Annotated in this window: 19 protein-coding genes; 12 read left to right on the forward strand and 7 right to left on the reverse strand. The window is 55.5% G+C overall.

Annotation, left to right across the window (positions count from 1 at the left end):
* Positions 1 to 40 precede the first annotated feature (40 nt).
* Both JMJ04_RS00115 and JMJ04_RS00120 read left to right on the forward strand, forming a co-directional pair.
* Positions 41 to 628 (forward strand): GNAT family N-acetyltransferase, encoded by a 588-nt coding sequence (locus JMJ04_RS00115; RefSeq protein ID WP_201368543.1) that lies wholly within the window; start codon positions 41 to 43, stop codon positions 626 to 628.
* 110 nt (positions 629 to 738) lie between these two features.
* Positions 739 to 2,097: a phosphohexomutase domain-containing protein gene (locus JMJ04_RS00120; protein ID WP_201368544.1), complete on the forward strand. Its 1,359-nt coding sequence runs from the start codon at positions 739 to 741 to the stop codon at positions 2,095 to 2,097.
* A gap of 69 nt (positions 2,098 to 2,166) precedes the next feature.
* Here the strand turns inward: JMJ04_RS00120 and JMJ04_RS00125 are convergent, their stop codons facing one another.
* Complete coding sequence (locus tag JMJ04_RS00125; RefSeq protein ID WP_201368545.1) at positions 2,167 to 2,427, reverse strand: hypothetical protein; 261 nt, start codon at positions 2,425 to 2,427, stop codon at positions 2,167 to 2,169.
* Between the two features lie 303 nt (positions 2,428 to 2,730).
* Between JMJ04_RS00125 and sucC the strand changes: the two genes are divergently transcribed.
* The 5 genes from sucC to JMJ04_RS00150 all read left to right on the forward strand — a co-directional run bounded on the left by sucC (position 2,731) and on the right by JMJ04_RS00150 (position 6,953).
* Positions 2,731 to 3,873, forward strand: coding sequence for an ADP-forming succinate--CoA ligase subunit beta (gene sucC, locus JMJ04_RS00130; RefSeq protein WP_201368546.1), 1,143 nt, complete (start codon positions 2,731 to 2,733; stop codon positions 3,871 to 3,873).
* A 15-nt stretch (positions 3,874 to 3,888) separates the two neighbouring features.
* On the forward strand, positions 3,889 to 4,761 hold the full coding sequence (gene sucD / locus JMJ04_RS00135) for a succinate--CoA ligase subunit alpha (RefSeq protein ID WP_201368547.1): 873 nt from the start codon (positions 3,889 to 3,891) through the stop codon (positions 4,759 to 4,761).
* Between the two features lie 147 nt (positions 4,762 to 4,908).
* Positions 4,909 to 6,069 (forward strand): histone deacetylase family protein, encoded by a 1,161-nt coding sequence (locus JMJ04_RS00140; RefSeq protein WP_201368548.1) that lies wholly within the window; start codon positions 4,909 to 4,911, stop codon positions 6,067 to 6,069.
* 6 nt (positions 6,070 to 6,075) lie between these two features.
* On the forward strand, positions 6,076 to 6,555 hold the full coding sequence (locus tag JMJ04_RS00145; RefSeq protein WP_201368549.1) for a hypothetical protein: 480 nt from the start codon (positions 6,076 to 6,078) through the stop codon (positions 6,553 to 6,555).
* Entirely contained in the window at positions 6,546 to 6,953 is a 408-nt protein-coding gene (locus JMJ04_RS00150; RefSeq protein ID WP_201368552.1) for a GNAT family N-acetyltransferase, read from the forward strand. Before JMJ04_RS00145 ends, JMJ04_RS00150 begins: the two co-directional genes overlap by 10 nt.
* A 96-nt stretch (positions 6,954 to 7,049) precedes the next feature.
* On the opposite strand, the gene JMJ04_RS00155 is transcribed toward JMJ04_RS00150, so the two are convergent.
* The 5 genes from JMJ04_RS00155 to JMJ04_RS00175 form a co-directional block, all read right to left on the reverse strand.
* Positions 7,050 to 8,951 carry an adenylate/guanylate cyclase domain-containing protein gene (locus tag JMJ04_RS00155; RefSeq protein ID WP_201368554.1) on the reverse strand — a complete coding sequence of 634 codons (1,902 nt, stop codon included), beginning with the start codon at positions 8,949 to 8,951 and terminating at the stop codon, positions 7,050 to 7,052.
* 288 nt (positions 8,952 to 9,239) lie between these two features.
* Positions 9,240 to 10,139: a complex I NDUFA9 subunit family protein gene (locus JMJ04_RS00160; RefSeq protein WP_201368555.1), complete on the reverse strand. Its 900-nt coding sequence runs from the start codon at positions 10,137 to 10,139 to the stop codon at positions 9,240 to 9,242.
* Between the two features lie 222 nt (positions 10,140 to 10,361).
* The gene (locus tag JMJ04_RS00165) at positions 10,362 to 12,788 is read right to left on the reverse strand and encodes a sensor histidine kinase (RefSeq protein ID WP_201368556.1); all 2,427 of its coding nucleotides are present in this window, start codon (positions 12,786 to 12,788) and stop codon (positions 10,362 to 10,364) included.
* 10 nt (positions 12,789 to 12,798) lie between these two features.
* On the reverse strand, positions 12,799 to 13,560 hold the full coding sequence (locus tag JMJ04_RS00170) for a response regulator transcription factor (protein WP_007909040.1): 762 nt from the start codon (positions 13,558 to 13,560) through the stop codon (positions 12,799 to 12,801).
* 211 nt (positions 13,561 to 13,771) lie between these two features.
* Positions 13,772 to 14,620 carry an SGNH/GDSL hydrolase family protein gene (locus JMJ04_RS00175; protein WP_201368557.1) on the reverse strand — a complete coding sequence of 283 codons (849 nt, stop codon included), beginning with the start codon at positions 14,618 to 14,620 and terminating at the stop codon, positions 13,772 to 13,774.
* Positions 14,621 to 15,307: 687 nt separating this feature from the next.
* Here JMJ04_RS00175 and JMJ04_RS00180 point away from each other — a divergent pair.
* From JMJ04_RS00180 to JMJ04_RS00195, 4 genes are read left to right on the forward strand one after another with little or no spacing between them, the layout of a single operon-like run.
* Positions 15,308 to 16,249 carry a metal ABC transporter solute-binding protein, Zn/Mn family gene (locus tag JMJ04_RS00180; protein ID WP_201368558.1) on the forward strand — a complete coding sequence of 314 codons (942 nt, stop codon included), beginning with the start codon at positions 15,308 to 15,310 and terminating at the stop codon, positions 16,247 to 16,249.
* Positions 16,250 to 16,302: 53 nt separating this feature from the next.
* Entirely contained in the window at positions 16,303 to 17,169 is an 867-nt protein-coding gene (locus JMJ04_RS00185; RefSeq protein ID WP_201368559.1) for a metal ABC transporter ATP-binding protein, read from the forward strand.
* The gene (locus tag JMJ04_RS00190) at positions 17,150 to 18,061 is read left to right on the forward strand and encodes a metal ABC transporter permease (protein WP_201368560.1); all 912 of its coding nucleotides are present in this window, start codon (positions 17,150 to 17,152) and stop codon (positions 18,059 to 18,061) included. Before JMJ04_RS00185 ends, JMJ04_RS00190 begins: the two co-directional genes overlap by 20 nt.
* On the forward strand, positions 18,058 to 18,966 hold the full coding sequence (locus JMJ04_RS00195; protein WP_201368561.1) for a metal ABC transporter permease: 909 nt from the start codon (positions 18,058 to 18,060) through the stop codon (positions 18,964 to 18,966). Before JMJ04_RS00190 ends, JMJ04_RS00195 begins: the two co-directional genes overlap by 4 nt.
* A gap of 766 nt (positions 18,967 to 19,732) precedes the next feature.
* On the opposite strand, the gene JMJ04_RS00200 is transcribed toward JMJ04_RS00195, so the two are convergent.
* Positions 19,733 to 20,059 (reverse strand): hypothetical protein, encoded by a 327-nt coding sequence (locus JMJ04_RS00200; protein WP_201368562.1) that lies wholly within the window; start codon positions 20,057 to 20,059, stop codon positions 19,733 to 19,735.
* 129 nt (positions 20,060 to 20,188) lie between these two features.
* Between JMJ04_RS00200 and JMJ04_RS00205 the strand changes: the two genes are divergently transcribed.
* Positions 20,189 to 22,444: an alpha-amylase/4-alpha-glucanotransferase domain-containing protein gene (locus JMJ04_RS00205; protein ID WP_201368563.1), complete on the forward strand. Its 2,256-nt coding sequence runs from the start codon at positions 20,189 to 20,191 to the stop codon at positions 22,442 to 22,444.
* The last annotated feature ends 109 nt before the right edge of the window (positions 22,445 to 22,553 follow it).

Consider the following 22,553-nt stretch of genomic DNA (forward strand, 5'->3'; position numbering starts at 1 on the left):
TGCTTTAGCAGCGTCGGTCGAGAGGAACTTCGGAGAAACCATGACAGAACTACAACGCGACAATCGAGTAAGCAGCACACCTATTCTGCATGGAGAACGCATTACACTACGCCCACCAATGATGCAGGATGCACGCAACGTCTTTCATTGGGAGCGCGACGACGAGGTATGGCGCTTTGACCCACACCGGCCCTACTCGCGCACCATGGCTGAATTTCTCCCTGTTTTTGAACGCAATTATGTGCGAGGAAATGGGCGGCAATTCTGGTTTATTATTGAAGATGAACAAAAGGCGCCTATTGGCACCATTACGTACTTCAATCTCGATTATCGAAGTGGCCAGGTAGAGGTCGGCCTGGGAATTGGCAATAAACAGAGTTGGGGCAAGGGATATGGGCGCGAGGCGATTTACACACTCGTCAATCATCTCTTTACCCTACCCTTCCTGGCACGCATCTATGCGGAGACGGCTCTTGCCAATCTTCCAGCACGAAAGGCCTTCACCCGTAGCTACTTTACCGAGGTCGGACAGATCTATGATCCGCGCAGTTCTGGCGATCCCTGGGTTCTTGTTGAAATCCTACGCCATGACTGGGAGCGTCTATATACGAAGCAACCCCCCAAATAAACCCAACACAGCGGAGAGTCCTGACATCCAGGCCAATATGCTCCGACGTGATAGATAGAGAAAGGAGACGTGCAGGGCAAATCCATACGACCTCCCTGCACGGCACAATTATGAGCACAAAGACTAATGTCAACCCCTCCATCTTCGGGGCCTATGACATCCGAGGCATCTATGGCGAGGCCCTCACCGATGAGGCCGTCTATGCAATCGGACGCGCGGCGGGCCAGTATCTAAATATTCCTGAAATCGCGGTCGGGCGCGACATGCGTCTCTCCTCACCACAACTGGCGGAGAACCTGATCCGTGGACTGACCGACCAGGGTGTCAATGTTATCGACCTGGGCATGGTGACGACGGACGCGCTCTATTTCGCCGTGGGTAAGTTTAATTATCCCGCAGGCGTCATGATCACTGCCTCGCACAATCCCGGCAAGTACAACGGCATGAAGTTCTGCCGCGCGATGGCTTATCCTATTAGCCGTGACACTGGACTAAGCGATATCCGCGACCTGGCCGTGAGCGGTGAGTTTGCCGAGCCTGCACACAAGGGCGAGGCCAGCCAGCGCGACATCATCGACGACTATGTCCAGCACGCCCTCTCCTTCATCGACGTGAAGAAGATTCGCCCACTCAAGATCGTCGCCGACGCGGGCAATGGCATGGCGGGCCTGGTGCTGCCACGCGTCTTCAAACACCTCCCCTGCGAGCTGGTTCCCCTCTACTTTGAGCTGGATGGCTCCTTCCCCCATCATCCCGCCAGCCCAATCGAGCCAGAGAACATGGTAGATGTGCAGCAAAAAGTACGCGAGACGCATGCCGACATGGGCGTGGCTTTCGATGGCGACGCCGACCGCATGTTCCCCGTCGATGAGCATGGCGACCTGGTCGATGGCTCCATGGTCACCCTGGCCGTGACTAACAGCCTGCTACATAAGTTTCCCGGCTCGACCATCCTCTACAACCTCGTCGTCTCCAAGGCGGTGCCAGAACTGGTCGAGAAACTGGGTGGAAAATCGGGTCGCACCCGCGTGGGGCACTCCTTCATCAAGGCCCAGATGCGCGAAGAGAACGCCATCTTCGGTGGCGAACACTCCGGACACTTCTACTTCCGCGACAACTGGTATGCCGACTCTGGCCTGATCGCCTTCCTGATCATGCTAGAGCTGGTCTCCGTCGAGAACAAACCGCTCTCCGAGAGCATCAAGCCCCTCGACGTCTACTACCGCAGTGGTGAGATCAACAGCACCGTCAGCGACGTCAAGGCCAAGATCGAGGAGGTCAAGGAAAACTTTAGCAAGCAGGCCCAGTCGTTTGACACCCTCGACGGTATCAGCGCTGACTACGGCGACTGGTGGTTTAGCGTGCGTGGCTCCAACACCGAGCCCCTGCTGCGCCTGAACCTTGAGGCAAAGACCCAGGCCCTCATGGAACAAAAACGCGACGAAGTCCTGGCTGTTATCCGGGGATAATTACCTACTCTCTGCATAAAAAAAGGCGCCGGGTGTTTACCCGGCGCCTTTTTTTATGCAGAGAGTAGTTTACTTACTTTCATTTCTCTTGTGGCGGAAGGTTTCATAACGCTGCTGGTGCCAGGCCAGCTCTTTCTCCAGGCGCTCAAGAGCTCCGCGAATGTGTTCAATATCGCGGCGACCACGCGCACAGGTATCGCGATAGGTATTGAGGAACATTTCATAGGCTAGCGCGCGATCCGAGAAACCCTCCCAATCGCGCAGAGATTCCATGGTGATATCGAGATCTTCGATATATTCGCTACAATCTTTTTGCAAGGAACGTGTCATAGGTTTGATCTCCTCTCTAAGAGGTGTTCTCGCCATTACGTGGCTTCCGGGGTTATGAGAGCTTTGTCTCAAGTATGAGAGAAAACGCGTACGATTGCTATGGACTGCCTCACACATTAGCGTGGGTATCACTACGGGGAAGAGAGTCGAGAGGGCATACAAGCGCTTGCAGGCGCAACCCATCCTTGACACCTTTTCTGTGAAGTGCTAGCATAAACTTCAGTTGCATCAACCTACTCCTTGTCTCTCTTCTCCAGGGAGGCAGTCAATATGTGGAAGCAAGCGTATTAAGGAGCAATTATTTTGAAGATCCACGAATATCAGGCCAAAGAAGTCCTGGCTCGTTACGGCATTCCGGTTCAGCCCGGCAAAGTCGCACACACGCCAGAAGAGGCCGAAACTATTGCCCGCGAACTTGACGGGCCCGTTGTCATCAAAGCCCAGGTCTACGTCGGTGGACGTGGTAAGGCGGGTGGCATTCAGTTTGGCGACACTCCAGAAGAGGCTCGCGCCTCCGCGGCACGCGTACTGGGCATGAACATTAAGGGATTGACCGTAGATAAGGTTCTTGTAACCTCCAAGATCGATATTAAAGAAGAGTACTACCTGGGTATCGTACATGACCGCAAGTCACAGACTCCCGTGGTCATGGTCTCGAAAGAGGGCGGTATCGATATCGAAGAGGTCGCTGCAACTCATCCCGAAAAAATTATTAAATATCCTATAGATATGCACTGGGGGCTGCGCCCCTTTGAGGCCCTCAACATCGTCACCGAGGCGGGACTCCCCACGAAGGCCCTCCGTCCCGCAGCCGCTATCCTCGCCAATCTCGCCAAGGCCTATATCGGTTCCGACGCGCAGCTGGCTGAGATCAACCCCCTGGCCCTGACCGCAGACGGCAAGGTCCTGGCCGCAGACGCGAAAATATTGATCGACGATAACGCGCTCTACCGCCAGAAAGAGATTGCCTCCTGGTCCGAGCCAGAAGACGCCAACCCCATTGAGTTCGAGGCCAAGCAGGCAGGCCTGACCTATGTCAAGCTGGATGGTGACGTCGGTATCATTGGTAACGGTGCAGGCCTGGTTATGACCACGCTCGACATGGTCGCCCGTTCCGGCGGCAAGCCCGCGAATTTCCTGGATATCGGTGGTGGCGCCAAGGCCGAGGTCATGTACAAGGCCCTGACCTTCGTCGCACGCGACCCCCAGGTCAAGGGCATCCTCGTCAACATCTTCGGCGGTATTACGCGTGGCGAAGAGGTAGCTCGTGGCGTGATTATGGCGCAGGGAGAGCTGCCCAAGGGTATGCCGATTGTCGTTCGCCTCTCCGGCACAGGCGCCGAAGAGGGTCGCGCCCTGCTGAAAGACGCGGGACTCGACTGGGGTCAGGATATGCGTGACTCCGCGCAGAAGATTGTCGCCGCCATTAACGGGCTTGACAAGTAGAGAAGGGTAGCAGCAATGAGCATTCTACTGGATAAAAGCACGCGCGTCATCGTGCAAGGCATTACCGGGCGTGAGGGTCAGTATCACACCCATAATATGATAGCGGCCGGCACGACCGTTGTTGGCGGCGTCACCCCTGGTAAAGGTGGCCAGGAGGTCGAGGGCGTTCCCGTTTTTGATACCGTGGCCCAGGCCAAGGCCCGGACCGATGCCAATGCCACCTGCATCTTCGTGCCACCCGCGGGCGCGGCTGACGCCATCGAAGAGGCAGCCTACGCAGGCATCGAACTGATCGTCTGCATCACCGAGGGCATTCCAGTTGTGGATATGACCCGCGCGATCCTGGCGGTACGCGAGAAGGGGGCGACCCTGATTGGCCCCAACTGCCCAGGACTCTGCACGCCAGGCCATGGTAAGATCGGTATCATCCCCTACGGCATGTTTACACCCGGACCCGTCGGCTTCATCTCGCGCTCTGGCACCCTGACTTATGAAGTGGTCTCGCTGCTCACCAACGAGGGCCTGGGTCAGTCGACCTGCATCGGCATCGGTGGTGACCCCATCATCGGCTCAACCTTCGCGGACTACCTCAAGCGCTTCGACGAGGATCCTCAGACTGAGGTCGTCGTCATGTGTGGCGAGATCGGTGGTAGCGACGAAGAGGATGCTGCCGAGTACATCAGAACCCAGATGAAGAAGCCCGTGGTGGCCTTCATTTCCGGGCGCACAGCCCCTCCAGGAAAACGCATGGGCCATGCGGGCGCGATTGTCTCGGGCAATACCGGGACCGCCCAGGGCAAGGTTGAGGCGCTTCAGGCCGCCGGTGTTCCCGTCGCGGACACCATCTTTGATGTGCCAGCCCTTGTCAAAAAGGTGCTGAGCAAGTAATATTCCTGAAGGATACTCTTTGCAAGGAGTATTCTATAAACAGAGAATAGCTAACACCATAATAGAACACGCACAAAGCATTCTGTGATGCCCACTATCAGGCGCGCATCACAGAATGCTTCGTCAATGAGGAATGGACTTTATCCTATGACCACGGCCTTTATTTATGATCCAATCTTTTTAGAGCACATTACGCCCGAGCAGCACCCAGAGCGCCCACAGCGCCTCGACGAGTCGATGCAGTTATTGCAGGCCCTCAAGTGGTTTGAGCGTGATGACCTGGTGCAACTCCAACCGCGTGCCGCAACGGTGGACGAGTTGGCGGCAGTGCACGAGCGGGAGTATATCCAGGAGGTGGAGGTGGCTAGCAAGAAAGCAGCGGAAATAGAGGCCTCCGGTGGTCGCAATACGCAATTCTTCGCAACCGATACCTATGTCTCCGCCAAAACCTATGAGGCCGCGCTGAAAGCGGCTGGTGCCCCTCTGACCGCCATCGACGCCCTACTCAAGGGCGAGATTAAAAACGCCTACTGCCTCGTACGCCCTCCGGGCCATCACGCGGTCGCGGAATCGGCGATGGGCTTCTGCATCTTCAATAATGTCGCGGTCGCCGCGCGCTACGCTCTGGAGAAGCATGGGCTGGAGCGCGTCATGATCATTGACTATGATGTGCATCACGGCAACGGCACCCAGGAGATGTTCTACAACGATCCCCGTGTGCTGTACTTCTCCGTCCACCAGGCCCCCTTCTATCCAGGGACCGGCGCCTCAACCGAGCTGGGCGAGGGCGAAGGCCTGGGCACAACGATTAATGTCCCCCTGCCAGCACGCACAGGCTTCCATGTCTATGACTCCATCTTCCGCCAGGTCATGGTCCCCGCCATGGATCGCTTTGATCCACAACTGATCCTTGTCTCGGCGGGCTTTGATGCGCACTGGGACGACCCGATTGGCGACATGTACCTCTCGACCGCGGCCTTCTACCAGTTGAACCGCGTCATTCTGGAATATGCCGAGAGGATCTGTGATGGACGCGTCATCATGGTCCAGGAGGGCGGCTATAGCATTAGCGCGCTTGAGAACTGTGTCACGACCTCCATCAATCAGCTCATGGGTGGCGAGGCCGCCATTGACGACCTGGGACCCGCCCCCGATATGACCTACCAGATCAATATCGATGTCTTGATCTCAGAACTCAGGCGCATCCATAACCTGACCGGCTATCGTGTACGCCGTAAGCCAAAGCCAGATATTGAGCGCCTGCGCCGCGAGGTTAAGGGGCCGTCCGCCGACGAAGAGAAAGCTTGAGGACGCATGTCAACCGACTCCAGGCATATTCGGCTCTTAACACCAGCCGATGTCCCGCAGGTTGAGCGCCTGATTCGCTCCTCCGAATACATCTATCAGCGCTTCACCCCAGAGGAGCTGCCACTCCTGATCGAGCGCTACCCGGCTGTGGGAGACCTGCACAACGCATCACTACATGGCTTTCTCATCTCGCAGATCACCAATCCGCCTATTGCCTGGATAGGCGGATTTGGCGTCAGTTGGAGCGAGAGCAAATACTATATCTCCATCCTCGATAACCTCATTGAAGACCTCAACACACATCTGCGGGCACGGGGAGCGCAGGCGCTGTATTATTCCGGCAATGATATGGAGCAGGACTGGCTCCGCCCCTCCTGCTGGCGCGCGGGTTTCAACCCTACTGCCAGCTCTATGCCTACGACAAGTATGACTATACGACGCCAACCTCCGGGAATACACGCGTCACCGTACGTTCGGTGCAGCTAGGAACTGGACTTGAGGATGATACAGCCGCCCTGCTCGCTATCGAGGAGCGCTGCTTTGATGAGCTCTGGCGCTATGACGCGACCGCCTTTCGCGATATCGCCAATTCGCATCCCTACTTTGTCGTCGCCGAGCAGAATGGGCAGGTCGTCGGCTACCAGTTTAATACCGTGGAGGCCGACTATGGCTACCTGGTACGCATCGCGGTCCACCCCGCCTTTGAACGCCAGGGGATAGGGGCACGCCTGATGGCCGAGGCGGTACGCTTTTTCGCCAGCGAACGCGTCACGCGCATCATGCTCAACACCGAGGAGCAGAACGCGCACGCCCACCGCCTGTATGAGTGGTTTGGTTTTATTCGCCTGGCTCAGCGTGGTTTTGTGCTGCGCCAGGCGCTTTAGTTCGCCAGGTACTCGCCAGAGTAACGAGAGATGCGTTGCCCGCTGCCAGCCGAAGGCTGGCAGCGGGCAACGCATCTCTCGTTACTCTCTATCTGTTTATAGGGGGCCGAGGAGGTAGCGCACGGTCAGGGGGGCGGCTTTGTTTTTGACGGAGAGCTGGAAGGGCTGACCGGTCCTCACGTAGGGATAGACCTGCTGGTACGTGGTATCGTTCAGCAAGATATCATTGTCGGAGACGTTATTCTGCAAGCGCGAAGCCACGTTGACGACGTCGCCAATCGCTGTATAGTTCTGCATGCGCTCCTGGGAGCCGATATTGCCCACCGTGGCCAGGCCCGTGTTGACGCCAATGCCAAAGGAGATAAAGCGCTCCTGGGGATGTGTCTGCTGGTAGCCCTGCACGGCCATGCGCATCTTCCAGGCAGCGCGTACCGCGCGCAGGGCATGCTGCTCCTGTGGCAGGGGCGCGTTGAAGATGGCCATGACGGCATCGCCGAGAAAGGCGGTAATCGTTCCTTCCTCCTCCCAGATGGCCTCGCACATGATCCGCATATAGCGGTTAATCATATCCATCACGGCCTCGGGTGGCATGCTCTCGCTCAGGCGGGTAAAACCGCGGATATCCGCGAAGAGGACCGAGATCTCTTTGGTCTCGCCACCCAGGTTCAGGGCATTCTTATCCCGAATAAGCTGCTTGACGACATTGGGATGGACATAGCGCTCAAAAATGCCGCGAATCTTCTTGGTCTCGGCCTCCGAGCGCTTGATCTCTGTGCGATCATCAATCACCAGAGCCGCCCCGATATGCGCTCCTTGCGTGTCGCGTAGTGACGAGACGTAGAGGTTCAGGCTGAAGGGGCCATTGAGGCGGTTGGGGATGATACAATTATCCACCGAGCTGGGAACGAAGGTTCCGTGGGCATGGAGTTCCGCGTGCTCCAGAGCGTTGCGTAAGAGGTCGACAACACCAATATGGGCATGTGAGGCAAAGGCCTCGGTATAGTGCCGGCCAATGGCCTGTGAATTATTTATTTGCAGAATCAGACCTGCGGAGGCATTAAATGTGGTCACATAGCCTCGAGAATCAATGGTCACAACGCCATTGGCAATAGAGGCAAAGATATTATCCATGTACTGCTTGTCATCTTGTACCTGTTGAATGGCACGGTTGAGATCTGCGAAGAGGCGAGCATTATCGATAGCGATAGCGGCCTGGTTACAGAAGGCGACAAGCAGCTCCAGGTGTTGCTGTCTAAAGAGATTCGCGTTAATGCGACTATCGACATAGACCGCGCCAATGCAGTGATCACGCACCACCAGTGGCGCGCACATCATGGAGCGGATGCCAAAGGTCATGATGCTCTCATGCCCATTAAGCGAGGCGTCGAGCTTGGCATCGTCGGAGACCAGCGGCTCCAGGGTAGTAATTGTGCGCTTAACCACGCCCCGACTGATCCCTGCGGTCGAGAACTCGCTCTCGGGAATGGTGCGAGCCTGCTTATCGCGCGCAATTTTGAACTCCAGGTCTTGTGTCTGCTGATCGACAAGCATGAGGAAGCCGCGTTCGGCGCTGACGAACTCAATGACGCGATCCATGACCAGGCGCAGGACCTCGTCGAACTCCAGGGTGGAATTCAGGGTGCGCGCGATATCGGCCAGGATCCCCTGTTCATCGCGTTGTTTCTTGAGGAAGGTGATATTGGACTGTAATTCAGCACGTTCGCGCTCAAAAACAGCACGCGTGGCGGCGGTATTCCCTTTACCGCTGCTTGTGGAGAGTTGCTGGGTAGTCAAACGTTTGAGGGCCTGGCTGTTGCGTCCCAGTTCCAGGTCGGCCTTACGCGCAACGATCAGAGCATCCATTAACAAGCTCACACGTGGATCACCAGTCTGACCAGCATAGGTTCCCTCGACCGCGACTTCAAGCTTATGGGTATGCTCATGCAGCAGACGTGAAATGCGCATGAGCGATTCGCTAATTTCGTGTATATTGCTCATGTCAAGCGCTTGTGTCACTCAGGTTCCTCCGTCTCTGCACAACCATGATCAGGTGAAATATGTATGCTTTCTGTAGAGAAGCTAATGGGAAAGGAATGCTACAACCTTGCTCGATGCAAAGGGCAGCCTAGACACAATTTACAGCTTGATTTACCAATAGCGAGGATCTTTTCCATTTCTTAGCAGTGCACAAAAAATGATGGGTATGTGTACCACAAGAGGTAGCATATGCCCATCATTATAACACATCAGCGGATGTGAACACGCGCTATTTTACAACACAGCCGCTTAAATTCCGTGCGTCTCCAGGTAGTTGCGAAAGGAGACGGGGGTAAAGCCAAAGTCGCGCTCGACGCTATTGATTGCCGTGGTATTGTCGAAAGAGAAAAGTGCCATGGCCGCACGCGTCAGGGGTGGCTTGGGCAAGACGGCCTCCATTACCGCCGCGCCAATACCGACCAGGGGCATGGGCGCGTAAACCTTGGGACGTGACTTTCCCATGGTCTTGAGCAGGAGATCAAACACCTCGCGAAACGAGTAGTACTCAGGGCCACCGATGGTATAGGTCTTGCCCTTTGTCTGCTCTGGCTCTTTGAGGACATACTCGATGACGCGCACAACGTCATCGACCAGGATGGGCTGAAACATGGTCTTGCCACCGCCAATGAGCGGTACCACGGGGGCGCTGGCGATCAGATCTGAGAGTCCTTTGATGAAAGGCGCTCCCTTGCCGAAGAGGACCGATGGCTGAATAATCGTCCAATCCAGTGTGCTCTCTTTCACCTCCTGCTCGGCCAGGTAACGCCCCTGCATATAGCTGCCAGGCTTATCTGGCTTCGTCCCCAGGCCACCAATCTCGATGATGCGTTTGACGCCCGCCTCCTGAGCAGCCTTGACCAGGTTACGCGTCCCCGTAACATTTGTCTCGTTGTAGTGGTTCTCCGCTGACTCTTTGCGATCAGCGGTCATAAAGGCCGCGTGCACAACTGTATCGATGCCCTGCAACGCCGCCTTGAGGGTCTCGGGGTGTATGGTCGAGCCTTCAACCAGTTCCACATTCGCGCCAGGCAGGCTCTTCTCCGCTTTTTTGCGATCACGCACCAGGCAACGAACCTGCTCTCCTTGCGCTGCCAGGCTCGTGACAAGGTGACTGCCAATGAATCCCGTGGCTCCAGTAACCAGTATCATATGTCCTCTCCTCGTGCCATGTTAACGCTCTCATCAATTGTAAGACGCGCATAGAGGCGTTTTCAGGTACGTCCTGGGCGCGAATCCTGGCGTGAAGGCCAGTTTGCCTGTCACATGGCTCCTCATATTCAGTATAGCGAGAAAAGGGACAACAAGGGAAGAGAGCCAGGCACTGGAATTATTCCTGAGTCTGGCAACCAGGAGAAACGTGAGCGTACTCAGCTACATGATAGAGAGCCTACCAGGCGCAAATGTGCTGGCGGGGAGGACGAGACGTACCGCGACGCCGTGAGATGGCTCACTCTGTATGGTCAGGCTCCCACCAACAATCGCCAGTAAGGCGCTGTGCGTCAGGAGACCGCCCCCGGTTCCCGTTGTTGTGTTGCTGGCGGAGAGGATGCCCACTCCATCGTCGGCCACAATCACTTCTAGATCAGGGTCGCAAGAGGCGCTGAGAGTCAACTTAAGCTTACGGTGGACGTCGGCACCACGCGCATGGCGAGCGGCATTGCGCAAGGCTTCCTGGACGGCGGCGAAAATAAGCTCAGCAATCGCGGGAGGAACCATGTCATCAATGGTACGCGCCGTCTCTTGGGGGACCTGCCACTCCACCTCGTCAAAGGACTGGCGAAAATCCTGCGTAATCAGCGTATGAATGGCCTGCATCATGCCATCCCGCTCCAGGCGGTGAGGAGCGCTGGTGACGGTGGCACGCATCATCGCCGCTAGCTGACGATGGGCGTCGCTAATGATCGTTACGGCATCGTTGAAGGACTGCTCGGCCTGGTGAGAGTTGATCACCTCCTGGCGTCCCATAATGAAGGGGCGCATGGTCTCCAGTTTGAGCAGGGCCAGGTGCATCTGGGGCAGAATCTCATCATGCAACACACGCCGCTGCTGTGCGCCCAGAAGTTTCACATCGACCGTGCGCCGCCGCAGGAGGCCCGCCACGGCCAGCATGGCCTCATGGTCACGCAGGGTATCGAGAATACGCTGCCCACAGGCATGGGCAAGATCCATATCTTCATCGGTAAAGCCCGCACCGTCTTCGCGCGGCCCCAGGTAGAGCTTCGCCACCAGGCCCAGGTCATCATAGATTGGTACGACCCAGCAGAGGGCCTCGCGCCCCTGCAAGCGCAGTTGAATGCGATAGGCTTGCACTCTATAGAGTTTGCGCAGGCGACTGGTACGCCTCTCGTTCGATACACTTACTGCTCGTTGTGGCGTGGTCTGTTGGCGTTCAAGCAAGGGTTTTTCCTGCGTCTCGCTCTCCTCTTCCTCGTGCCAGCGATAGCTAAAGCGACGCTTAATAGGCCCCGCCAGCACATCCAGGCGCGCGCACTCTACAGCCAGAACATCTTTACAGAGATGGAAGAAGAGATCCTCCATATTCTGCTCGGTCTTGCGCAGGTCCGTTTTAAGCCAGTGACTAAGCGTTGTGCTGCGCAGGAAGGGACGGAGCATGCTGATATAGCGGTCGTGGGCGGTATAGTTGCTCCAGGTGAAGAGGGCATAAGTACCGGTCGCAAGCGAAGTCAGAATCAAGAGACCGCTCACATTACTGCGCGTAATGGCCACAAAGCACGCAATACCCACAGCCACCACACAGGAAACGATCACGATACCACGCCACTGCTCAAAAAAGCCACGGCGCGCCAGCGGGCGTTCGATCAAGATCCCATGCCGCACAACAGAATAGCCAATCAGGAGTAGAATACAGGCCACACAGCCAACGGCCAGAATATCAATGATCATCAGATTGAGGGGCAACATCTCGGCCTGGTGCCCGCTGACAGGTAAAGAGGCGGGCTGTATTTTTCCATGCCTGAGCCAGTTGACCATGGACCAGACACCCAGACCCCCCAGACTCGTCGTTAAGGCCACCATCAGCAGCGCGGCCAGGAGCAAACCTGGACGGGCCTGGTGCCACGAGAGCACAGGCTCCTCCAGTTGTTCCGCCTCCATCTTATCCTCCCAGAACGCATCGACAATATTGTTTCCCAGTGAAACTTTGCGTAGGCGCGTGCGCTTTCCAATAAGGAAGAAGAGCAGCACTTTGAGCAGGCGTGCCACCCTGCCTGGCGTAAACCAGGGTCCAATGGCGCAGAACGTCACATAGACCAGAAACATGATGGGCAGCAGGACCAGGGGCGAGAAATAGCCCGTACTGGTGTCCTGGGGAATATCGTCATAGGCAAAGAGGCGGATCGACCTGGCGAAGGTAAAGGTCGCCTGGTTGAGTACAAGCAAGAGCAGGACACTGCCACCCAGCAGCGCGCTGCAGAGCAGCAACAGAGGGCGGCGCCGCTCCCATTTCACATTGATTAGCGAGGCATAGTGCAGCCCGATCATAAACCAGATGTAGGGAACGCCCAGCGCAGGTAGCCAGATCAGGCGCCAGAGGGTATCGGCAGTGACCAGCGAGGCCGATTGGGCGTAGGGACCCGAGATCAGCAGGGCATGGATAAAGAAGAAGAGCGCCGAAAGGATCAGCCCGACCACACCCACGCGCGCGATCATACTCCGCCGGTCGCCATTGAGCCAGACCGTGCAGGCCAGCCATAAGAAAGCCATCAGGTTAAAGATGGAGAGCGCCAGAGAAAATACATGTGTCAGTTGCATAATGTCAAAAAAACCGTTCGTGGTCATGGCTATACAGCTACTTGAAAAGTGGAACCCACTCGCCACGTCGATCCTGCACGAGGGGAGTGCCCTGCTCATCCCACATGATGAGCCGGTTCTGGAGGTAGATCAGGGTCGCCCGAGCGCGAGCTACCTTATCATCGACGGCATTCTCGCTCAGCCCCCAGGCGGCATAGATACGCCCATTGGTCCGGCTGACCGCGCGCTTATCATGCAGATTGAGGCGAGCGGCAATCTGCTCGTTGGTCATGCCCTGGGCCATCAGTTCAGCAACGCGGAGTTCGTTCGGCTCCAACAGGGCGAGTGGCGACTGCTCATCCAGGTCACGCACCTCCTGCACGCGGTCTTCGATCTCCGGGTCCACCAGGCTCCGTCCATTGACGGCATCCTTCAAAAGTGGCACCAGCATGCTGGGAAGCAGGTAATTACTCTTGCGGACATAGGCATAGTGCGTCAAGATGCCCGCGGCACGAAACTCACGATAGTATTCATCGTCATCCTGAATGGAGTAGAAGACCACTGGCATACGGGGTCGTTCACGGCGTATGGCCACGGCGGCGGCGACACCACTCATAGCGTTTCGCCCCACCTGGGGGTCCTGCAACTGCACATCCATCAAGATCACATCCATGTCGAGCTCAAGTGCCTTCGCGACCGCCTCACGACCAGTCGCGGCCTCCTCAACCACCTGGACGCTGCCAGTCGCCTCTAATCCCTCACGCAGCGCCTTGCGCAGCGGTCCATGATCATCAACCAGTAACACCTTTATGCTTGACATTGCTTCCTGCCTTACTCATCGCGCATCACACAAATCAATGCGTCACCAGTATAGCAAGTTTTGTGTCCCTCGCCCAGGGTTCGCGCGCAGCAAAATATGCACACAAGACACAGGGAGAGCGCGAACGCCAGTGAGATGGGACCTCTCTTTTGCGGTGAGATGGCATTCGCGCTCTTGACTAAGATAAGGCCTACAGGGTGTTCAAGCGGGGCTAATAGCCCAGAGTATCCTCAAAAGTTTGCGCGATGACCTGGTAACCCGCATCCTTTGAATGGATATCCTTGAATACACTACACATCCAGGTATAGGTACAGATGTTGGGATTGGGTGTGGTAGTACCCCCAAAGCGCGAAAAGACATCCGCTATTAGCCCATAGCCCGCCACATCCTGTGCCAGATGCTGGTTGACGAGCTGGGTATAGGGCACAGAGTTCGGGCAGATGTTTTGATAGGGATCGTAGTAGTTCATCAGCACAATATCCCCGGTCACGACCCCATTGACCGTCAGGGCAGCGCGGATCTTGGGCAGAATCACCTGTGTCAGGTTGGCATCCAGTTGGGCGAGTTCGGCATTAAAACTGGCAACATCCGTGGCACAGGTCGAGGTATTGAGGCTGCCTTTGATATCGTTGGCGCCAATATCCAGCGTCACCGGACTGACCTTGCCAGGATTGAGGTACAGGTAGAGCAGGGCCGCGTCAAGTTGATCGCCAACATAGGGATACTTGCGCAGGTAGGAATAGGGGCATCCCCCCTTGATCATCGTCGTACTCGTCTCCCCGGGGCAGGCAAAGTTCGCCAGTGACGTTGTCCCATGCCCCTTCAAGTTAGAGTAGAGATAGTCCGCATAGCCATGACTAAAATCCAGGTCGGGCTGGAAACCAAAGGCAAGTGAATCACCCACAGCAAGATAATGCTGTTTGGGTCCAACCAGGGTTACCTGCGCATGGGCAGAGGCAGCACCAACGGAGAATGTGAGGGACAATAACATGGTCAACAGCAAGGAGGTCGCCAGGCGGCGAAGAGGAAACTGTTTACGCAAAAAAGTCTTTTCAAGCACGTCCTTGTACTCCTGTCATATGGACAAGTAGAGAGCTTGTCGTCCGTTCCTTCGTACGTTAAACAGGAGAGAGGTATCCATCCTGAGGTAGAGTATACCTGGGAAGGGCGCGGATTTCAAGCAAGAAATCCGTCGCGATGCGTGCCACGCTGCTTATGGAGCACACGTAGAAGGTTGCTAAACTTCAATGTAGAGAATATACAGTTCTGGGGGTGCTTGGTTTTATAGCACTAATAAGCAGCATCAGGGGAGTTGTAATATATGCCTGTCTACGAATTTGCATGCCCAACATGTCGAACGCACTTCGACGAGTTACGAAGTTTTCTATTGAAAATTAATATAGTCTTACATGAGCATATACACAGATAGGTATAGGCGCCAGGAGTAGCGTTGCTTTCTTCCCCTGGCAACGAGTGCCGTGCATACCGCTTGCATTTGGGTCTAAAATTTCAGAATTCTTGAGATTTCGTCTCATTAGCTATTGACACTTCATCTCAATAAATGGTACCGTAGAGGCATATTGATATCTTGTATCAATAGCTAAAAAACACCGTGTGGCTTCTGGAAACCTTCGTCGAAGATACGTTTCTCAGACAGGGAACAGAAGCGCTTTTATAAGCCAGACAGGTATTTCTGATTACCTGTTGTCCATGGTGCATATTTCTGTTTCGTTCAAGGAGGAATTCTATGTCTCCCTCGCGTCGTGCAGCGTTTCCGTCTGCACTCATCAGTATGTTCTTCCTACTGGTCCTTGCGGCCTGTGGTGGAAGTAACGCTCAGGGGTCGTCTGCTGCAAATAGCAATTCTGGGAAGACGATTGAAGTGGTGGCCGCCGAAAACTTCTGGGGCAGTATCGCCTCCCAGGTAGGTGGGAGCCATGTCCATGTCACCAGCCTGATCGTCGATCCCAATGCCGATCCCCATGACTATGAACCAACCACGGCTAATGCGAGAGTGGTCGCTGACGCGCAGTATGTCATCTTCAATGGCGCAGGCTATGATCCCTGGATGGACAAGCTCTTGAAGGCCAATCCAGCAAGTGGGCGCAAAGAATTGAATGTGGGCGACTTTAATGGCAAACACGAAGGCGATAATCCCCACATGTGGTATAACCCCGATTACGTGACTGCCGTGGCCAATAAGATTCGTGATGACCTGAAGACTCTCGATCCGGGAGATACTGCCGCCTTTGATCAATCGGACCAGGCTTTTCTTACAGACGGGCTGAAGCAGTATCATACGCTGATCGCGGATATTAAAGCGAAGTATGGCGACACGCCGGTCGGGGCGACGGAGAGCATATTCTCCTATCTCGCGCCCGCTCTGGGACTGAAGTTGGTCACGCCGTATTCGTATCTCAAGGCTGTTTCTGAGGGGGAAGATATTTCTGCCGGCGATGAAGCGACCGTTGAGCAGCAGATCAAACAGAAACAGATCAAAGTCTTGATTTACAATTCGCAGAATACGCCCAATAATGTCCAGGCCTTGATCAACCTGGCGAAGGCCAATAACATTCCTGTTGCTACCATCACGGAGACGCTGACTCCGGCGACTGCTTCATTTGAAGCATGGCAATCAGCGCAACTCCAGGGCATCGAAACCACCCTCGCGCAAGCGACGGGCAAATAGCGCATTGGCGCGGCAAGCCAAAACTTGCCGCGCCAATGGAGGTACATAACACAATGGTTAATACATCCTCTTCTCCGTCACCTGTTCCCACTCCTGTCTCACTTACCCCTATTATCCAGGTGGAAGATGCGGCGGTCGTCCTTGGTGGGCGTATGATCTGGCAGCAGGTAAACCTGAGCGTCCAGCCAGGCGAATTTCTGGCGATCCTGGGACCTAATGGCGCGGGCAAGTCGACACTGCTCAAAGCCATGCTCGGGCTGCTTCCCCTTGCGGCAGGAAATATTATCGTCCTTGGGCATCCCGCCCAGCGGGGCCATGTCGCCATCGGCTATGTTCCCCAACGGCGTCATTTTGAGGCCGATGTGCGTGTACGAGGACGGAGTATTGTACGTCTTGGGCTGGATGGAGCTCACTGGGGATTACCCCTGCCTCTGCTTCAGCGCCGTAAGACACGTGAAACTGAGGCCTGCGTGCAGGAGGCCATTGATCGTGTTGGTGCGAGCACGTACGCGGATCGGCCCATTGGTGAGTTATCTGGCGGAGAGCAACAACGCCTGCTAATCGCTCAAGCCCTGGTCAAGCGTCCTCGTATCCTGGCCCTGGATGAACCTCTCGACAGTTTGGACCTGCGTAATCAGCAAGGTGTTGCGGGAGTGATCCGGCAGGTTAGCCGGGAAACGGAGGCAGCGGTGCTGCTGGTGGCGCATGATGTCAACCCCATTCTGTCGGCTGTTGATCGCGTGGTGTATGTCGCACACGGCCAGATTGCCGTCGGGAGACCAGAAGAGGTGATCACGACAGAGACGCTTTCGCGCCTCTACAATACGCCCATTGAGGTCCTGCACGCCAGCGATGGGCGTATTGTCGTGGTTGGGCAACCCGAAGAGGAGGCGAGCTATCATGCACATCGTCTTCGCTGATGCAAACCCCTTCTCCTGGGACCTCATCGCGGATCTCCAGCTTCTCCTGCACTATCACTTCATGCAAAACGCGTACCTCGCGGGTACGCTTGTCGCCATAGCGGCAGGCGTGATGGGCTATTTTATGGTGTTGCGCGACCAGAGCTTCGCGGGTCATAGCCTGGCGAACGTCGGCTTTGCTGGAGCGACGGGGGCCGCTCTCTTAGGGATTGCACCCGTCATTGGACTCTTTCTCGCGGGCCTGCTTGCGGCGGTGGGTATCCAGACGCTGAGTAGTACGGCTCGACAGCATCGCCAGAGCGACATTGCGGTTGGGGCCGTTTTCACTGCCTCACTGGCGCTGGGCTTCCTCTTTCTTCACCTCTCCACAGCCGAGTACGCGGGCGGCGTCTATACGGTTCTGTTTGGGAACGTACTCGGTATTAGCGACGCGGATGTAGGCATCATTGCCTATTCAACACTGCTCCTGCTCGCTGTTATGTTCTGCATCGCGCGTCCCCTCTTTTTTGCTTCTCTTGATCCCAATGTGGCGGCGGCGCACCGGGTTCCTGTTCGTGCGCTCTCCCTTGGATTCCTTGTGCTCCTGGCACTGGAGGTTGCCGTCGCCGTACAGGTCATTGGAGTCTTGCTCATCTTTGCTCTTCTGGTGACGCCAGCAGCGATTGCGCATGCTGTCACGACTCGTCCTGTTGTGGCTGTGCTTGTTGCGATGATCCTGGCGCTGCTCTTTACCTGGGTCGGACTCGCCATTGGCTATGCCACGCCCTATCCAGTCGGCTTTTTCATCACCACCTTTGCCTTTGGCACCTACGTCCTGGTACGCGGCGTACGCTTCATCCAAACGGCTCTTTTACGCCAATACGCTCGCCTACAGAGAGAAGAAATCATATGAGAATTACCATAGCAACTGCACTGCCCCCATTTACCCTCAATCTCTGGCAGGATCTCCAGGTAATGCTGAGTTACGACTTTATGCGCCAGGCCCTCCTTGCTGGAACGCTCTTGAGTATCGTTGCCGGGCTGGTTGGCTATTTTGTCGTCCTGCGCCACCAGGCGTTCGCGGGAGAGTCGCTTTCGGATGTTGCTTTTACTGGAGCGCTGGGTGGTGCGGCATTAGGCATCAACCCTATCCTCAGCCTGATCATTACAACCGTGGTTGTCGCCCTCGCGATGGGAGGATTTGGTGAGCGATTGCGAGGGCGGGATGTAGCCATTGGCACGGTCTTGTCCTGGGTGCTTGGATTAGGCGTCTTCTTTCTGAGCCTGTTTACAGCGCATATGAGCGGGACAGGAACGGGCTTTTCAGGGGTTACCGTGCTCTTTGGCAATATCCTGGGAGTATCGACAGATCAACTGCGAACGATTGTCCTTGTGAGTGGAGGAGTAATGGTTCTTCTCTTACTGTTTGCGAGGCCCCTGCTCTTCGCATCTCTTGACCCCGATGTCGCAGCAGCTCATGGCGTACCGGTGCGCGCACTTGGCCTGGGTTTTATGGTGCTGCTGGCCATCACAGTCAGTGAAGCGACTCTGTCTGTGGGAGCATTACTGGTGTTCGCGCTGCTGCTTTTGCCAGCGGCCATTGCATATCAGGTAGTCAGCCGTCCTCTGGCAGCTCTTGGTCTTGCCGCTATCCTCGCCGTCGCATGTACCTGGGTTGGCATAGCGATTGGCTTCTACACAGGATATCCAAGTAGTGTCTGTATCAGCCTGCTCGCTTTTGTCAGCTATGTTGTAGTTGTTGGAGGGAGTAGTCGCGTGGTACAGGTATGGAGAAAGAAAAAGATCATTCGCGCTTGAGAGTGTCGTATGGACTCATATTTTTCAACAAACCGCCGCAGGAGTCCCCTGTCGTTCACGCGTGGGGACTCCTGCGGCGTTCCTTCTTGGAGAGGAGGAGAGAGGCAAGTTCACACAAGTAATGCATTGACATATATCGGTGAAGATAGGACATTTGTTCGCATAAAATCCGAACACTACTCACCCAGGAACTTACAATCCAGGCAAAGCAGCAGTTAGGAGCCGGGTTCACATCGAGCGGGGAGGTTCACATCACCACCACAGCACAAGGGACAACGACCATACAGGCGACAGGGACAAGCGCATGGGTATATCAGTTCTCCCAAGCTGAGCAGGAGCGCATCAAGGCTAACATTGCAGGCAAGAGCCAAACCCAGGCCAAGAGCCTGTTATTAGCACACACAGGCGTACAATCTGTTTCTTTCTCCCATAATGCGGCCCTTCCAGATACTCAACATATTCGCTTGGTGTTCACTACCAATGAAGGGGATAAACGGTACCAGAAAAGATACAGATATGAGACGAAAAAGATGCGCCTCATTGAGCAGCATATGATTGACAGGCGTGATCCACGATATGCTATTATTGATGAAGCAGCCTTCAAATCAAAGAATCTATATAATACAGCTTTGTACGAGATCCGCCAATCCCTTATCCACAAAGGGAAGTATCTCAACTACAATGAGAAGCAACGGCGAATGCAGCCTCATGAGGCATACAAAGCGCTCCCGGCAAAGGTGAGCCAACAAATCCTGATGGTGCTTGATCACAAGGGGAATCCTATACAAAAGCCAGTTTGCTCGACCTGGACCTGCTGCCAGTGCGTGACCCGTATAATAAAAATGAGAAGCACACGTTTAGTGGGAAGCGGGTGATGCGTGGACTTTACCACGCATCCGATGGTCGCAAGATCAATGCCGACGTGAACGGTGCTGGCAACATCATACGCAAAGTAGCCCCTGACGCCTTTTGGGCAAAGGGGGTAGAGGATGGTAAAGGGATGCTTGCATCTCTGGTAGTCCATCCGGTGAGGATTGTCGTTCCCCTCACGAAACCAGAAAGCAAGCGGAAAGTAGCGAAAGCAAGCGATCAATAGAAAGCCCTCTTTCGTTACAAAACGCTATGTTTTTTTGGAACTATAGTTGAAATAAGGAGATTCACTTTTTCTCGTGACCTCCAGATCACGAGTATTGTGTTTCTACGACCAACAAGGTGAAAGCAAATGCCAACAGGGAGTAACAATCACATCTATTTCGGCCTTCTCCTGCATAATCACCAACCCGTCGGAAACTTCCCCTGGGTGTTTGAAAAGGTGTACCAGGAGGCCTATCTACCCATGCTCAAAGCCCTGGAACTTCATCCGGGGGTACGCGTCTCGCTACACTACACTGGCTCATTACTCGATTGGCTCTTGGAGGCACACCCCGAGTTTCTGCAACGCCTCTCGGAGTTAGTAAAGCGCGGGCAGGTGGAGATTGTCGGTGGCGGCTACTATGAACCAATCCTGCCCTCTATTCCCGACGCGGATAAGGTTGGGCAGATTCGGCATCTCAGCGAGAAGTTGCAGCAGGTCTTTGGCATAACGCCCAGCGGCATGTGGCTGGCCGAACGCGTCTGGGAGCCGGCACTGCCACGTTATCTGCACGAGGCCGGGATACAATGGACGGTTGTAGATGATGTCCACTTCAAGTATGTGGGGCAGGAAGATAGCGACCTCTACGGCTACTATGCCACCGAGGATCAGGGTCACATGCTCAAAGTCTACGCGACCAATAAGATGTTGCGCTACACCATCCCCTGGCGCCCCGTCGCGGAGACCATCGACACGCTCCGCTCGCTTGCCACCCCTGATGGCACCCGTATCCTGGTCATGGGCGATGATGGCGAGAAGTTTGGTAGCTGGCCGGAGACTGATCGCTATTGCTGGGGTACCCAAACAGAGCCAGGCTGGGTCGAGACCTTCTTTAGTGCGCTAGAAGAGCATAGTTCCTGGCTCCATACCATCCCCCTGGGGGAGTATGCTCAGAAGCAACCAGCCCTGGGGCGCATCTATCTCCCCACAGCTTCATATGTTGAGATGAGCGAGTGGGCGCTGCCTCCGCGCAAGGCCTATAGCTTTGGCAAGCTCCTGCATAAATACGAAGAGACACGCCAGGACGAGGCCTTGCAATTTATGCGCGGTGGCTTCTGGCGCAACTTTCTGGTACGCTACCCCGAAATCAATAACCAGCATAAAAAGATGCAGCACATCCATCATAAGGTCTATAAGGCGGGCGCAACCGACGAGCATGGACTCCATCATCTCTGGAAGGCTCAGGCCAACGATACTTACTGGCATGGCCTCTTTGGCGGCATCTACATGACGCATGTGCGCTCAGCCATCTATCATCACCTGATCAAAGCGGAGAACGCGGCTGATCGTGTGTTGCACGGTACCGCACCCTGGCAGCAGTATACGTTCACCGATTTTGACTTTGACACACGCGATGAACTGCTCGTCGAAAGCGATCAGCAGAACCTCTACTTCGATCCCCAGCGCGGCGGCACACTCTTTGAATGGGATATGCGCCGCAGCGCGCATAATGTCCTCAGCGTCATATCACGCCGTGAGGAGAGCTATCACCGCACCCTGCGCGAGCATGAACAGGAGCGCCGCAAGCAGTTGGCTCTGAGCGCGCAGGCCGAGAAGAAAAGCAGTGATGAGAAGAGCAATGTACAGGAGCCAGCCTCACCCCATACCGCGGTCCGCACTAAAGAGCATGACCTGGATCGCCATCTAACCGTTGATCGCTATCGACGCGCCAGCCTGGTTGACCATTTCTTGCCACCAGGACTCCCCATGAACTCCTTCGCGCACAACCGCTATGAAGAATATGGCGACTTCGTAGAGCGCCCATACCAGGCCGCTGTCAAGCAGGATGCCACCGGCACCGAGATCACTCTCTCACGCACCGGAAGCGTACGGCGAGCTGGCGCCCTGAATCCCTTACCGCTTCATCTCAGTAAAAAGATCGTGCTGCCACCGGGGGAAGAAGGCCTCAGTATTCGCTATGAACTGACCAATCAGGGCCAGGTCACCTTGCAGACGCGCTTCGCCTGTGAGTGGAACCTCAACTTCCTGGGTGGTGGCGCAAACGAGCAGGCCTATTATTACCTCAAGCAACGGGAGCCAGCCAGGGTACCTTTTGATGGCACAGAAGAGCTGCACGAGGTCCAGGAGCTGCATATGGGCAATGCCTGGCTGCAACAGGACCTGCGGCTGGAAGTCAGCAAACCTGCAACCCTCTGGCGTTTCTCACTGGACACGATTACCGGCTCAGAGGCCGGATTTGAGCGCACTCACCAGGGAAGCTGTATGGTGCTCACCTGGCCGCTCGAACTGGCACCTGGGGAGACCTGGAGCGTCGAGATGGCCTGGACGGGCCAGCCCGAACTCATGGCAGCCACTGAGTCCTTCTTCTCCAGCGTGGCACGCTAGTCGCGACTCACCGGGGCGGAGTCTCGTCCGACACTGCTAAAGCATGCGTCGGACGAGACTCCGCCCCATTAGTACTAATGCCTACGGGCATATCTGTAAAAAGACGTGA

This window comes from Ktedonobacter robiniae (genome assembly GCF_016587375.1).
Lineage (GTDB): Bacteria > Chloroflexota > Ktedonobacteria > Ktedonobacterales > Ktedonobacteraceae > Ktedonobacter > Ktedonobacter robiniae.

Excerpts from the sequence above, each read along its gene's own strand:
- JMJ04_RS00115 (WP_201368543.1), top strand. The coding sequence starts at position 41 with ATGACAGAACTACAACGCGACAATCGAGTAAGCAGCACACCTATTCTG.
- JMJ04_RS00120 (WP_201368544.1), top strand. The coding sequence starts at position 739 with ATGAGCACAAAGACTAATGTCAACCCCTCCATCTTCGGGGCCTATGAC.
- JMJ04_RS00125 (WP_201368545.1), bottom strand. The coding sequence starts at position 2,427 with ATGACACGTTCCTTGCAAAAAGATTGTAGCGAATATATCGAAGATCTC.
- sucD (WP_201368547.1), top strand. The coding sequence starts at position 3,889 with ATGAGCATTCTACTGGATAAAAGCACGCGCGTCATCGTGCAAGGCATT.
- JMJ04_RS00140 (WP_201368548.1), top strand. The coding sequence starts at position 4,909 with ATGACCACGGCCTTTATTTATGATCCAATCTTTTTAGAGCACATTACG.
- JMJ04_RS00145 (WP_201368549.1), top strand. The coding sequence starts at position 6,076 with ATGTCAACCGACTCCAGGCATATTCGGCTCTTAACACCAGCCGATGTC.
- JMJ04_RS00155 (WP_201368554.1), bottom strand. The coding sequence starts at position 8,951 with ATGAGCAATATACACGAAATTAGCGAATCGCTCATGCGCATTTCACGT.
- JMJ04_RS00160 (WP_201368555.1), bottom strand. The coding sequence starts at position 10,139 with ATGATACTGGTTACTGGAGCCACGGGATTCATTGGCAGTCACCTTGTC.
- JMJ04_RS00165 (WP_201368556.1), bottom strand. The coding sequence starts at position 12,788 with ATGACCACGAACGGTTTTTTTGACATTATGCAACTGACACATGTATTT.
- JMJ04_RS00170 (WP_007909040.1), bottom strand. The coding sequence starts at position 13,560 with ATGTCAAGCATAAAGGTGTTACTGGTTGATGATCATGGACCGCTGCGC.
- JMJ04_RS00180 (WP_201368558.1), top strand. The coding sequence starts at position 15,308 with ATGTCTCCCTCGCGTCGTGCAGCGTTTCCGTCTGCACTCATCAGTATG.
- JMJ04_RS00185 (WP_201368559.1), top strand. The coding sequence starts at position 16,303 with ATGGTTAATACATCCTCTTCTCCGTCACCTGTTCCCACTCCTGTCTCA.
- JMJ04_RS00190 (WP_201368560.1), top strand. The coding sequence starts at position 17,150 with ATGCACATCGTCTTCGCTGATGCAAACCCCTTCTCCTGGGACCTCATC.
- JMJ04_RS00195 (WP_201368561.1), top strand. The coding sequence starts at position 18,058 with ATGAGAATTACCATAGCAACTGCACTGCCCCCATTTACCCTCAATCTC.
- JMJ04_RS00205 (WP_201368563.1), top strand. The coding sequence starts at position 20,189 with ATGCCAACAGGGAGTAACAATCACATCTATTTCGGCCTTCTCCTGCAT.